This window comes from Thalassotalea sp. PLHSN55, from assembly GCF_052030545.1.
Lineage (GTDB): Bacteria > Pseudomonadota > Gammaproteobacteria > Enterobacterales > Alteromonadaceae > CANMXU01.
This window is the reverse complement of record NZ_JBPDIH010000009.1, coordinates 1-14,476: the sequence shown is the minus strand read 5'-3', so window position 1 is coordinate 14,476 and position 14,476 is coordinate 1. Positions and strand designations below refer to the sequence as shown.

At 40.2% G+C, this 14,476-nt stretch carries 9 protein-coding genes; 3 read left to right on the top strand and 6 right to left on the bottom strand.

The window, feature by feature from the left end; genetic code table 11:
• Nucleotides 1-35: 35 nt before the first annotated feature.
• Nucleotides 36-7,364: a M4 family metallopeptidase gene (locus tag ACRRSQ_RS16575; RefSeq protein ID WP_440876888.1), complete on the bottom strand. Its 7,329-nt coding sequence runs from the start codon at nucleotides 7,362-7,364 to the stop codon at nucleotides 36-38.
• Nucleotides 7,365-7,513: 149 nt separating this feature from the next.
• Nucleotides 7,514-7,711 (bottom strand): cysteine-rich CWC family protein, encoded by a 198-nt coding sequence (locus ACRRSQ_RS16570; RefSeq protein ID WP_440876887.1) that lies wholly within the window; start codon nucleotides 7,709-7,711, stop codon nucleotides 7,514-7,516.
• 182 nt (nucleotides 7,712-7,893) lie between these two features.
• Between ACRRSQ_RS16570 and ACRRSQ_RS16565 the strand changes: the two genes are divergently transcribed.
• Complete coding sequence (locus tag ACRRSQ_RS16565) at nucleotides 7,894-8,319, top strand: hypothetical protein (RefSeq protein ID WP_440876886.1); 426 nt, start codon at nucleotides 7,894-7,896, stop codon at nucleotides 8,317-8,319.
• A 5-nt stretch (nucleotides 8,320-8,324) separates the two neighbouring features.
• On the opposite strand, the gene ACRRSQ_RS16560 is transcribed toward ACRRSQ_RS16565, so the two are convergent.
• Genes ACRRSQ_RS16560 through ACRRSQ_RS16550 form a run of 3 tightly spaced genes read right to left on the bottom strand, consistent with a single transcriptional unit; the run spans nucleotide 8,325 to nucleotide 10,459 of the window.
• Entirely contained in the window at nucleotides 8,325-9,566 is a 1,242-nt protein-coding gene (locus ACRRSQ_RS16560; RefSeq protein ID WP_440876885.1) for a DEAD/DEAH box helicase, read from the bottom strand.
• Nucleotides 9,566-9,955, bottom strand: a complete 390-nt coding sequence (locus ACRRSQ_RS16555; protein ID WP_440876884.1) for a DUF2750 domain-containing protein — start codon at nucleotides 9,953-9,955, stop codon at nucleotides 9,566-9,568. The genes ACRRSQ_RS16560 and ACRRSQ_RS16555 overlap by 1 nt, the downstream gene beginning before the upstream one ends.
• A 27-nt stretch (nucleotides 9,956-9,982) precedes the next feature.
• A complete protein-coding gene (locus ACRRSQ_RS16550; protein WP_440876883.1) occupies nucleotides 9,983-10,459 on the bottom strand; it encodes an acyl-CoA thioesterase in 477 nt (158 codons plus the stop codon).
• A 259-nt stretch (nucleotides 10,460-10,718) separates the two neighbouring features.
• Between ACRRSQ_RS16550 and ACRRSQ_RS16545 the strand changes: the two genes are divergently transcribed.
• Nucleotides 10,719-11,171, top strand: a complete 453-nt coding sequence (locus ACRRSQ_RS16545) for a YaiI/YqxD family protein (protein WP_440876882.1) — start codon at nucleotides 10,719-10,721, stop codon at nucleotides 11,169-11,171.
• 19 nt (nucleotides 11,172-11,190) lie between these two features.
• Here the strand turns inward: ACRRSQ_RS16545 and ACRRSQ_RS16540 are convergent, their stop codons facing one another.
• Nucleotides 11,191-12,570 carry a DEAD/DEAH box helicase gene (locus tag ACRRSQ_RS16540; protein ID WP_440876881.1) on the bottom strand — a complete coding sequence of 460 codons (1,380 nt, stop codon included), beginning with the start codon at nucleotides 12,568-12,570 and terminating at the stop codon, nucleotides 11,191-11,193.
• 154 nt (nucleotides 12,571-12,724) lie between these two features.
• Between ACRRSQ_RS16540 and ACRRSQ_RS16535 the strand changes: the two genes are divergently transcribed.
• Nucleotides 12,725-14,398, top strand: a complete 1,674-nt coding sequence (locus ACRRSQ_RS16535) for a response regulator (RefSeq protein ID WP_440876880.1) — start codon at nucleotides 12,725-12,727, stop codon at nucleotides 14,396-14,398.
• Nucleotides 14,399-14,476: the final 78 nt, after the last annotated feature.

Genomic DNA, 14,476 nt, shown 5'->3' with positions numbered 1-14,476 from the left:
TGGTGGCTTGATCAATTAATTAAGCTATTTTCAGGTTATATTTTAGCTTTTCGATTACGCACTAAACTCAGCATTAATAACCATAACCACATACTTAACGTTAATGAACCACCACCACTATCTGAGCTTGTTGCATTATTACCTGGTGTTGTTGGCGTGGTTGGTACCTCGGCAACAGGGTTAATGGTAATCGTTATTGTGCTAGTCGTGCTGCTGTATGCATCAGCAGCAGTGAACTCAAAGCTTAGCTGCTCAACAGTACTAACATCTGGCGCAGTAAAAGATAACTCGTGGCTGTTTTCGCCGCTAAAGACAACGGTTTGCCCAGTTAATTGTTGCCAGCTATAACTTAGCTGATCATCTTCAACATCAATAATATCAGTTGCCGTTAGTACAACACTGTCACCTTCATTTGCGCTAAGTTCTTCAACTAAGCTAAAACTTGGTACTTGATTAACAAATCGGGTGATCATGCCGGGGTCTTCTATTTGACCATTTTTTAGCCCATCAATATCATTTGGACCGCCATCTTCAATGATCAATTGAATACAGTGATCCCCTACGGTTAAACCCGCGATATAACGCTCAGAATTTGGTTGAGGACAATTACCACGATCATCTTTTTCCGCAGAATAAAGGCTGTTGTTGTCATCAATCACAAAATCAAACCAACCTAAAGTTGGTGAGTATTTTCGATAAATAGCATCTTCAACAATATACTGCTGATCGGCTAAAGGAATAACCACAGTGGCACTGTCCATCACACCGCTATCGCTGCTAACAACAAAATTAATCAGCGCACTATTTGCAACATAATGCAGGTCATCAGTTGTTATGGTTGGCAAACCTTTATTGGCGGCATTAACGATGTCTTCAGTAGTAATTACCGCACTATCGGCTGACAAGCCTTTAGATAAACGCGCAATAGTACCTAAGGTTAACTGGGTTCCAGCAACTGATTGCAGAACTGTTGACACATCGTTTAACGGTAATTGATTTGCAACCGCATTATTGTCTAAGTAATCAGGAATACCGTCGTTATCCGAATCGGTTAAACCTTCATTAATATCACTTACACCATCGTTATCCGAGTCAGCATTAGTTAATATCGGTTTAGAATCAACAATTTCTAACTGCAGATTAACAGTTGAAGAAAGTTGCTCAGTAGTCGATGTTTCGCTGACAAGCACACTCACTTGATAACTACCAACAGCAACATTACTTGGATCAAAGATAAAAGACTGGGTATCAAGTGGCGTACTCGACGCTGCAAGCAAGGCTTGATCAGCTGACCATGCTATGGCGACAGCGTCATTATGCAGATCACTAACCGTTAAATTAAAGGTGACTTCACCGTCTTGTTGGTCCGCAACAACGATATTATTATTGTTTTGACTAATATCAAGATGCAAAGTCGGCGCGGTATTCGTTTCAACAATTTCAATAACACTGACTCTATTTTCGGCAAAACTTGCGCCAATAACGTTGTGTATTACAAAAGCTAAAGTATCGCCTGCAACTGCGGTTTCAGGAATAATAAATTCTAATTGAGTTTCATTGCCGACAAAGTTCAACCAACCTAATGAGTTATCACCTGTTAAGCCATTTAATTCAAAATAAAAATCGGTGAAATAGTCATCGCCAAATGCGCTATTTAAGCTCAGTTTAATTGACGCAGTTCCGCCTGCAACAGCAGTAACGTAAGGTTCAACCTGCAATTGCGGCAATACAAATACATCGATGTCGGCAAAGGCTTGGTTACCGCTACTATCGCTTACCACGATTGAAACTTGATGTGCACCCGGAGCTAAAATGGCGTCACTAGTAATTTCAGCTTGAGAAATATAACCGTCAACCGCATCATAAGCATAAATACTGTTGCTAACTGCTTGGCTAATATCTGTCAGCAGTCCTTGCCCACTGACATTAGGCACAACAATGTTATTAAGTTCTGGTGCAGTAGTATCAACAAGCATGATCGTTTGCATTGCTGTTTGCTCATTGCCGACAAAATCTGTGGCTAACCACTCTATTTGATTTTCGCCAAGTTGATAAGGGCCAGGCGTTGCTAGTGTTACATTCGGTACATTTGCATTATTGTCAGTCACCAATGGCGTCGGTAATTCGAGGTAAGAAAATTCGCCAGTGGCTTCAAATGTTAATGTAGCAATATCTGCAAAAACAGGCGCCAAATTTTCACCTGCAGTATCGTCTAATGGTGCAGTATCTTCACTATCGAATACCCCGTCACCATCGGTATCTTGTGACAATGGATTGGTATTAAGCTGGTATTCTTGCAATTCAGATAGACCATCGTCATCTCGGTCTAATTCAGCATCTAACGCGCTTCTTGGACTAAGTTGATTGTCAATTTCCCAACCATCTGGCAAACCGTCATTGTCGCTGTCGGCTAACAAAGGGTTAATCTGCAAAAAGTATTCATCTAGGTTAGTGACATTATCACCGTCACTATCTAAATTTGCATCGCTTGCATCATTGCTATTTAAACCGTAATAGTTTTCCCATCGATCCGGTAAACCGTCACCGTCGGAATCAAGTAAAGCATCGGTTAATGATACTTGTAGCTGGTAATTATCACCCAATGGAATAGGAAAAACAGGCAACCTCGACACTTCAATGTAGTAAGTTCCAACGTCACTGAAAGTATAGGTTATATAAGAGTCTAAACGACTAGCGCTGCCACCTTGACCATAAGAAGTACTGCTATCATCGTTACTGCTTAACCTAACGCCAGCACTATTAAAAAGTTGTAAATAACTGTCAAATGAGCCGGAACCACCTGCGCCATAGTCTATGTCAAAAACTACAGTTGAAGGCACAGTGCTAACAGTAAAACTAAAATAATCTAGGCTATTGTCACCACTGCCAATAATAGTGACATGGGGAATGGTTTCTGATGTATTGGTTGAAGTGTCGCCAATATCTTCAGAAAAATGTAAATTAAAGTTGGTATCTATATTTTGCGCCTGCTCAATCGAGTTATTGTCTTCAATTTCAGCTAACACAAAAAACGCCGGTGGCGTACCCGCTATAAACTCGGCTAAGTTATTCACGCCATCGCCGTCAAAATCTAACGCACTATCATCAATTAACGGGTTTAAGTGGTTTCTTACTTCCCAACCATCAGGCATTGCATCTTCATCAGTATCAAGCATGTTTGCATTGGTCTGGTAGCGGGTAACTTCTTCATAATCGGACAAGCCATCATTGTCGCTATCCGTTATTAACGGATTCGTTTGATAAGTCACCACCTCTTGATAGTCGTCTAAACCATCGTTATCAGTATCACTGTTTTGTGGGCTGGTATTGTAGGTATGAACTTCTTCTCCATCAGATAATAAGTCATCATCACTGTCAGCATCATGCGGATCAGAGCCACTGTGGTATTCGCTTAGATTGTTCAGCAAATCTTCATCGTTGTCATTGATCGCATCCGTTTGGTCGTTTTTATCTAAACCATGCTGGTCTTCCCAGAAATCAGGCAAGCTATCGTTATCGCTATCAATTAACCAATCCACCGCAATAGATTCAAATCCGACGCCAATGTGAAATTGCTCAGTAATGGTTGCGGTTGTTTTATCTAACATAAAGAGAATGCCGTCTTCGTCCATTCCCCATAAGTTGCCGTAAATATCGGTGGTTAAGCCTGCTTGTTTGTTAAGAGTTAACCCTTCAATTTCACCAAAAAAGCTCGACGTAGCTAAATTACGATCTATTTTATACAGGCTATTTTGTCCATCAGAACTAAGCGCCCACATAGAAACACCGTCCCAAGAAACCGCGTCAATATTGTCGGCTTCAAATGCGCCCACTAACTCAGCACTACCGGTTGTGGTGTCTAAGGTATATAAATGACCATCGCTGCCACCAGTTACCATGTACAGGCGATTGTTATTATCAAAAGTCAGTCCGGCTTCGCTAATATCAACGCCTAGCGCACCAATTAATTGTGCTTCAGCCGTAGTGGTATCGATAGAATACAAACTATCCGTTAATGGGTTTACCCCATAAAGTAGGTGGTTTTCAACAAAGGTAAGCCCTGAAATTGCTGACGTAGATACTGTGCCAATTAACTGGATTTCACCCGTAATCAGCTCTAACAAATGTAATTCGTTATTTTCATTAACTGCGTAGGCTTCAATAACGTTTGGAAACTCAGCTGCATTAGTTGGATCGGTTTGATATTGGTATTCTTTTTTATTGCTCCAGCTATCACCGTCGAGATCGCCATTGCTATCATCAACTAATGGATCTAAACCAAAAGCAATTTCCCAACCATCTGGCATACCGTCATTTTCGCTGTCTGCGCTTAACGGGTTGGTTAGGTAGATTAAATACTCGTCGCCATCAGTTAGTGTGTCGGCATCAGTATCTTGAACATGAGGATTAGAGCCAATTTGAAATTCAATTAAGGTGCTTAAATTATCATTGTCGTGATCAATATCACCTTCACCTGCATCAACATTAGGGTCGAAGTTAAATTCAACTTCAAAACCATCGGCTAAGCCATCACTATCGCTGTCAGCTAACAATAAATTGGTATTGTATAGGTTAACTTCATCGCCGTCGGACAGTCCATCGGCATCGCTATCCATCGAAAGTGGATTTGATAAATAAGTCGTGATCTCTTCATGATCAGTTAAACCATCGCCATCAGTATCACTATTTAACGGTGAGGTGCCGTGATCATTAACTTCTTCGCCGTCAGTTAAGCCATCGTCATCAGTATCAGCAACAATGGGGTTAGTGCCGAACGTATATTCTTGTATGTTAGTTAAGCTGTCTTGGTCATTATCAAAACCGGCATCTAATGGATCGGAATTATCAAGACCGTATTCACTTTCCCAGCTGTCAGGCAAGCCATCATCGTCAAGATCGCCATTAATGTGTTCAATCGACATGTGCAGCACATAACTGTTGCCATCACTTATCGGCGAGTCTGAAAAACGAGAGACTTTTAAATAATACGTGCCTGCAGCAGTAAAATCATAAGTAAGAAAAGAGTCTAAGCCACTAACACTGCCACCTTGACCATAAGACGTGCTGCTATCGTCATTTGAGGCTATGCGCGCCCCTTCATCATTGTAAAGTCTAAGGTAGGTGTCAAACGAGGCTTCATCAATATCAAATATCGCTTTTGACGGCGCACTTGCTACCGTAAAGCTGTAATAATTATAACTACCATTACCTGCACCACGAATCGAGACATGTGGTATCGATTCAGAGGTATTGGTAGTGCGATCGCCAATATTAGGTGAATAACCTAAGTTAAAGCCATTTTCGATATGTTGTGCTTGTTCAATGCTATCGTTTGGCTCGATATCTACAATTTCTGCACTAGTCGGGTTGGTGCCTTCATTATATTCTTGCAGGTTATTGCGCTGATCGTTATCTGGGTCAAGTAGGCTGTCATCCAGTAAAGGATTTAACGAAAAGCTCACTTCCCAACCGTCGGGCATGCCATCACTATCACTGTCAGCTAAGGTTGGATCTGTTAAGTAAGTATTAACCTCATCACCATCTGATAATTGGTCACTGTCTGAATCAACATTAACAGGGCTAGTTAAATAAAGATTAACTTCTTCTCCATCGAGTAAGGTATCGCCATCGCTGTCGGTATTGTTAGGGTAACTGCCTAATAGGTATTCACTAAGGTTTGATAAATCATCGTTATCTAAATCGCCTTCGGCATCACTTGGGTCTGTAGGGTCTAAGCCATAGTTTTGCTCCCAGTAATCAGACATACCGTCATTATCTTCGTCAATAAACGGTAAGTTGTCACACACCACGCCAACAATTTCAAAAGCGTTAATCACATCAACAAAATCATAGTTTAAGTCATGCGCGGCATTAATTGCACCACACGCACCATCAACAAAGTCAGTCGATGGAGTCCAGTAGTTTCTATTAGCATCAAACATCACATCGTATGCCGTTCGGGTGTTCCAGCCTTCTGTATTTGCTAATAAATAAAATGCACGGTTAAAAACACCACTGCTGTAATGCACATCCATACCATTACTAAAATCATCAGCATGACCAATAGAGCGACCATCACGTGTTGGATCTTCGTAGTACCTTAATGCGCCTTCGCCTTTGATAATATCGGCGCCGCTCATCCAGTCATTACTACCACGTAAATAATATTCTGCAGCTTCACCTGACATATCAGAAAAAGCTTCATTAATGCCACCTGACTGCCCACTGTAAATAAGGCCCGAGTTTTGCTCGGTGACGCCATGGGCAACCTCATGCGCTGCCACATCAAGTGAAACAAGCGGGTGAAAGCGACTGGCACCATCACCAAAAGTCATCGCTCGGCCGTCCCAAAATGCATTTTCATAGTTGGTGCTATAATGCACTCGCATCACTAATTGAAATGACAACGGACTCACTGAGTACCAATCGTTAAACATGGCAAAAATGGCGTTACCAAAAAAGTGCGCGTCGTTTAATGGTGAATATGCACCGTTGATTTCTTTTTCGGTATTGCGATAGCAAGGAAAAGAAAAAGCACTATCACCCGAGGTACCATGATTTAAATTAACGGTTTTAACATTGGCATTTTCCATGGTACAAGTGCCATCAGCTTCGCTAACGTCTATCGGGTCAAAGTCAGTACCATATTCATATTGCCCTATTTTTTCATTGCCGCCAGGGCCTGTTGCCTCACTATGAGCTAAACTATCCCATTTGCTTAAAATATTGCCGTTGCTGGCATTTACAATAAAAGCAGGTTTGCTTACTTCACCCGTCTTAGTTTCAACTAAAAATTGAAAATAAAAAGCTAAATGCGCGGTATTGTTATGATCAAGAAATATTATTTGCTCTGTTTTTTCTTGGCTAAACTGGCTTGAAATCGCAAACTCTTGATTGGCTTCAATAAAACGTTTTTGAATATCAATAAGTGCCTGCTGCTGATCAATAACTTTTATTGCAGCAATATCTGTTGAGAAGTGATTTTCAATTTGACTAACATAACTACCATTTAATTTATGGATCTGATTATTTTTATCAAAATGAACAATGGTTTGCTGTGCCCAAACAGGAGTATTTTGGTAATACTGTTGAAACCTAACATGGCGATCGCTTGCAATTGATGAGCTAGTTTTTGCCGCTTTAAATTGGTAGCGACTATCGAGCTGATTTACCATTTTAAGATTATGGGCGATGCTTGCAAATGCATCAGAAGCAGAAGATTTTGCCGCTAATGTACGATCCGCTTGAATTTGATTTTTTAACGCGATAGCGCCGAGGCTTTTAACTTTATGTTCTTTTGCCGCTTGTACGCTAAATATACTTAGCGATAAAAGTAAAAATACGCTTGAATTTAATTTTCCCACCAACAATCCCTGTTTACAATTAACCTGAACATTATCTGCTGATAATACTATAACTCGCTAATCAACCACACGGTTTTTGTAACCAAACGTAAATTCATCTCGATTGTTTTACAATTTAAAAGACAATATTTGCTAATAATGAGCAGTGATTATTTAGCGTGATGGGCTTTGTTAAATTTCTCGACGCAGGCGTTACAGATACAGGTTTTGTTTTTTAGCTCAGTTGGTAGTTGTGCAATTAACGCTTTAGGAATGGGGGTTTTCATACACCAACAACCTTCTTTGGCTGACACAGCACATTTATTTTCTTGTTGGCAAAGTGGACAGGTTGTTAAATTTTGATTCATAAAAATAGTTTACTTGTGGTGTAATTCATTCAGATAAAAATTATATGTTAATAAAATGTATGTTCTTGGTTTTATTTTTATTTATTTGTAGAGATAATATTAACAATTCATACAAATTCAGATTAAAGAGTAAGTTAACTTATTAATAGAGACAAAAGCTAATAAGTTTACAGGGAAAGGCAATGTCGTTTACTAAGCAACAAGTTGAAGAAATTACCGCAGTGTTCACACCACTTTTGGGACATGAACTAAGTTGGCGTTGGGAAGCAAGGTTTTCAGTAATGCTCAGTGAATTCGCTCGCGATAAAAAAGATAAAACCTTGGTAGCACTGCGCAAAGGCTTTCCCCATGAATGGAATAAAAAAACCATTAAACAAGCGCCACCCGAGTTAAAGTCTCAGCTAGGTGAGTTTACCAAACTCAATAAAGAACAACTTATTTTTTCATTACCTGCTTCAGATAATCATCCAACTATCATTGCCTTGTGGTGGCCATGGGGGCATGGCGGCACCTACTCACTTAGGCTGTTATTGGTACCTGAAACCTATTTATACCAACCGCAGCAAAGCAGTTTTTTTGATAAAATAAAAAGCGTATTAAAAAAGTAACCTGCTTAGCGTGATTTGCGTTTAGCGTTACCGAGCGCTTTGGCTCTAGCTCTTTTTTTACTGCCGCCTCGGCGCTGCTTTTTTGCGGCATCAAGCGACTTTTCTAAATCTGGTTCATAGCCTGGAAACCATTGCTGTAATAAGCGAGTATCAAGCACTTTTTCTATCGCAGTTAACAGCCCTTCTTCTTGAGGGCTGACTAGCGAAATAGCTAAACCATCGTTGCCTGCACGACCGGTTCGGCCAATGCGGTGAATATAGTCTTCAGCAACAAAGGGCAATTCATAGTTAATAACTACAGCTAAATCAGCAATATCAAGCCCACGTGCGGCAACATCGGTAGCGACCAAAGCACGTACTTTTCCCGCTTTAAATTCAGCTAAGGCTTTTTCACGCGCCCCTTGTGATTTATCGCCATGGATCGCTTCAGTTTTTAAGCCGTCTTTACACATTTCTTTGGCAAGTTCATCAGCAGTTTGTTTTTTACGGGTAAATACTAAGACCTGTTGCCAATTTTTAGCGCCAATTAAATGCGAGGTAAACTCACGCTTGCGGTTTTTGTCAATTGAATAAACCAATTGTTCTACTTTCGCTGCAGTGGTATTTCGCTCGTTGACTTCAATGAGCTCAGGTTCAGTTAATAAATTTTTACTGAGTTTGAAAATTGCGTCGTCAAAGGTGGCAGAAAACAGCAAGGTTTGTCTGTTAATCGGTACGCGCTTTAAAATGCGGTTAATTTCATCTTTAAAGCCAAGGTCAAGCATGCGGTCGGCTTCATCAAATACTAAGTGCTGAAGCTGCGAGAGGTTGATTGAACCTTTAATGACATGATCAAGTAAGCGGCCGGGTGTCGCCACTAATACATCAACCCCTTTATTAAGCGCCTCAATTTGCGGATTAATACTTACGCCACCATAAGCGACAACAATATTAACCTCGGTATTTTCGGCATAGCGAACAAAGCTCTTATACACTTGCTGCGCTAATTCACGGGTAGGCGTTAAGACTAACGCGCGAATATGGTTTTCAGGATTAGAGGTTTCGCTTAATAATTGCAATAAAGGCAAAGCAAAGGCCGCAGTTTTACCGGTGCCGGTTTGCGCACCAGCCATAAGATCTTTACCCGCTAAAATAGCAGGAATGGCTTGTTGTTGAATAGGTGTTGGTTGGTCATAACCTAACGATTTAACCGCGCTAAGCAAAGGTTTACTCAGGGCAAGTTCTGAAAACTGGGTAACGGTACTCATTAGCGACGTTGTTTGCTTTGTTGCTTCTTTAAAGCGCTTTCAAGCTCGTCTGGGTAAAATACTAAGCCTTGTGCTTGCTGGCTTGGAAAAACCACTAACGCCAGTTCATCGTCCATTAATCCCATGGTCCAACGGCTGAACCATTTATTAAGCGATACAGCTTCTGCCTCGCAATGTTGCCATTCATCAGTCGCCCAAGCTTGTGCGGCAGACTCACTTGGCCACACGGGTACACAGTCTTCATCTTCGGTATTAAGCATGACACAGCCATGCTCATCTTTAAGTAACCAAATTTTATTGCTTGCCGCTGCTTCTTTGAAAAAATAGTTGGCACGCTGCTCGTCGTCAGCGGTTAACATATTATTGCTATTTTCTGGGGCGTTCGCCATGAGATGTCCTAATGATTTTTGCAGTGGCTATTCTACAAAAATCTCCATTTCTTCGCCAATTTGTTTGCGCATTTCCATCAATTTAACTGCTGCATCGTGTTGTTGTTTGTCTTTATCTGTAACGGGTGTCCATTGAGGCACACTCTCTGATTGACCATTTTGATCAACAGCCACCATAATGACAATGCAATGCGTGGTTAAGCGGCGGTTTAACGATTTAGGATCACAAGCGTTAACCTCTAATGCAATATGCATCGACGACTTACCTGTGTAAATCACCTTAGCTTCAACTTCCACTAAACTACCGACATGAATAGGCGCAACAAAACGAATACCACCAGCATAAGCAGTAACACAGTATCGACCACTCCAACCTGCAGCACAGGCATAAGCTGCTAAATCGATCCATTTCATTACTGCACCACCGTGTACTTTGCCACCAAAGTTAACATCTTGTGGTTCAGCCAAAAATCGTAAGGTTACATCTCTTTGTGGTTTATTCATTTTACTTCTCTCAAACTTCATTATTAATCTATTTAATTATAAGCACGTTGCATTCCACAATGCACAAACAATATCATATTGATTTTTATGGCATAATTTTAATCAAGCTGTATTTTACCGATAAGAATATGCATCATAAGTTAAGATTGCACCATATACGTGCATAAGTAAAAAACATTTTTATTCATAGATATAACCAACACACGCACATGGTGGTGTAATATGCGTGTTTTAACACTTCAACAAATGAAAAATGACTATGAATATTTGGGTTGATGCTGATGCATGTCCGGTAGTGATCAAAGAAATTATTTTTCGTGCCGCTGAGCGTACAGGCACATTAACTACGTTAGTGGCAAACCACGCCATGCGAGTACCACCGTCAAAACACATTAAATTCATACGGGTAAGTTCAGGATTTGATGTTGCTGACAATGAAATTGTAAAACGGTCTGCGGCAAATGATTTAGTGATAACCGCCGATATTCCATTAGCCGCTGAGCTTGTTGAAAAAGGCTGTTTAGCGTTAAATCCACGAGGCGAGCTTTATACTGAAAGTAATATTCGTGCACGATTAAACATGCGTGATTTCATGGATACACTGCGTTCAAGTGGTGTTGAAACGGGCGGTGCGCCACCTTTAAGCCAAGCCGATCGTCAAGCCTTTGCTAATAACTTAGATAAGCTACTAGCAAAACAAGCACGCAGTTAATTAGTACTGTTATATTGGATTAGCTCGCTGGTTTGGCGCGACGAGGGTTTCGATTACTGTTGTTTTGCGCAGGTTTTTTATTGGTTTTATTACCATCGACATGACGTCGATTTTTACCGGTTGGTTTATGGCCGCGCGCATTTTCACCAGAACGTTGTCCATCTTTATGTTCAACTTTACCTGAGGTTGGTTGCTGCTTTTGCGGTTTCGGTTTCTTTGGTTTTTTCGCTTTTAATGGGCGTAGTTGTCGAGATTCAGGTAATGGATTAACTGGCTCAAAGCCAGCAATAATTTCACGTGGCAAATGCTTCTGAATTAGGTGTTGGACATCATTCAGCAAATCAATTTCGTCAGCACAGACTAATGAGATAGCCTTGCCTTCTGCTCCTGCACGCCCTGTACGTCCAATACGATGCACATAGTCTTCAGGCACATTTGGCAGTTCATAGTTAACCACTTGCGGTAATTGATCGATGTCGATACCACGGGCAGCAATATCTGTTGCAACAAGAACATTAATTCGGCCGTCTTTAAAGCCCGCTAGCGCTTTTGTTCGAGCACCTTGGCTTTTATTACCATGAATAGCAGCAGCGTTAATGTCAGCCGCTTCAAGTATACGAGTTAATTTATTTGCGCCATGTTTTGTTTTCATAAACACGAGCACTTGTTGCCAATTATTTTCGTTAATTAACTGCGTCAATAATACTGGTTTTTTCTTTTTATCTACCGGATAAACCCACTGTTCAACTGTGTCTGCGGTTGAATTTTTAGGACTAACTGAGATTTCGACCGGTTGATGAACTAAACCACGAGCCAGTTGACGAATGTCATCAGAAAAAGTTGCGGAAAAGAGTAGGTTTTGACGCTGCTTAGGAAGCAAAGCTAAGATCTTTTTAATATCTCTTAAAAACCCCATATCTAGCATACGGTCAGCTTCATCAAGTACAAGTATTTCCAATTGTTTAAAGTTCAACGCGTTTTGATTGTATAAGTCTAATAAGCGACCAGGCGTTGCCACCAAAATATCTACCCCTTGGCGTAAACGCATCATTTGCGGGTTAATTTTCACACCGCCAAAGACCACGGTCGAATTTAAAGGTAACTTTTTGCCGTAGTTTTCGACACTTGTTGATATTTGCGCGGCTAATTCACGTGTTGGCGTTAAAATTAAACACCTTACTTGATTAGCTTTAACTTTATTGCCACCAGATAGACGCTCTAAAATAGGTAAAGTAAAACCTGCGGTTTTACCTGTGCCTGTTTGCGCTGCTGCCATCACATCTTTTCCGGCAAGCACTGCAGGGATCGCCTGAGCTTGAATTGGAGATGGTTCGCTATACCCTTGCTCATTAATTGCATCAAGAATTGGAGCAGATAAACCTAAGGTATTAAAACTCATATATGGATCTCTAGTTAGATGTGAAAAATTGGCTGAAATTCAGCGGCGGTGCAGCATACAGTATCAAGCATATAAGTGCAATTTATGCGCTCAACCTAAACCCAAAAGCAAAATACTTAGTACTTTATTTAGTCAAATAGACTAGACTATTCAGATGAATTCGTCTAAAAACATTATTGGTGCAGTACTCTCATCCAAAGGTCTTATGTCACAAATTGATTTTACCAATACAAAATTTTTAATTGTTGATTCTGTTAAGCAATCTAGCGCAACATTAAAGAACTTCATTCAAAATTTAGGCTGTGCTCGAGTAGACGAAAGTAGTCGAATAAATGAAATCTTATCTTTGTGTGAAAGTTTTGATTATGACTGTATTTTACTCGGTTATGATTTAGGCCAAGGGAAAAAAAACGGCCAGCAACTTTTAGAAGAATTACGCCTCAAAAAGCTCATATCACGCCACTGTATCGTAATTATGATCACCGCGGAACTATCACAAGAAATGGTGTTAGCGGCATTAGAGCACAAGCCCAATGAATATTTAGCTAAGCCGTATACCCTAAAAGACTTAACCACTCGCATTGACCGCTCTTTCAAAAAGATTAAGGCGATGCAGTTTATCTATAAAGCACTAGATAACAATGAACACAAAAAAGTGATTTATTTATGCCAACAAAAAATCGACGACAACAGCCCTTACGCTCTTGAATGTGCGGGAATAATTTCTCGACAATATTTTCAATTAAAGCAGTTTGACCAAGCAAACCAAATTTATATGAATTTTTCTAAAACGCCAAACTGCCAATGGGCAGACATAGGTTTAGGAAAAATAGCACTGCATAAAAAAAATTATACTGATGCTAAAAAGTATTTTGAAACCATTATTAAAAACCATCCTTACTATTTGTCAGCTTATGATTGGCTCGCAACAACTCATCAGTTAGAAAACGATTTGCTCGCTGCTGAAGCGACTTTAGCCAAAGCCATTGAAATATCGCCACGTAGCTATACACGTATGAATAAATACGCCCATATTTGCTATACCAATACCAATTATCAACAAGCGACTAATGCGTATTTTCAGACGAACGATTTGGCCCAAAATACGATGCATAAAGAACCTGCAATTGCATTTTCGTTAGCCGATGCGAGTTTAGAATATTCAGTAGAGTTGCCTTTGCAACAAACCAAGGCTTTGAACAATCGCGTTTTTAAAGTACTTAGTCAAACCAGCAGAGAATTCACCTCTCCAGAGGTCAGTATTCAAACTGGATTATTTAATGCTAGGTTGCATTATTCGGTCAATAATATCGGCGAATATGAAGCATGTTTAAAACGTGCAGAAAATATTTTGGAACGACGTATTGATGAGTTACCCGTATCGAGCATGGCTGATATTGCCAATAACTTGTTTAAACTCGATCGCAAAGTAAAAGCCAATAACTTGCTGTTTAAGATGGAACAATTTAAGCAAGACAATCAGGAGTTTTTACTTGAGCATGAAGACGATAACCTGACAAACCTGACCAATACCGAAAAACAAAAAGCACAGATAGCTGTTGAAAAGGCAATTACTTTCTATCACAACGAACTGTACCAACAAGCATTAGATAGCCTAAAAGAAGCATTAATTATTTACCCCAATCACAATGGAATTAAGATTAACGTATTACAAGTGCTTCTTGTTGCCTTTGAAAAAGACGAAAATGATGAATTGCTTAATAAAGCGAGAGAGTTGATAAAAGAGTTGAAGAAAAACAAAAAGATAAACGAAAAAAACCAGCGTTTTATCAAGTTAAAACAAAAATTTTATTCATTGCAAAAATAAGATGGTGGAGGGAGGTGGATTCGAACCACCGAAGGCGGAGCCGTCAGATTTACAGTCTGATCCCTTTGGCCACTCGGG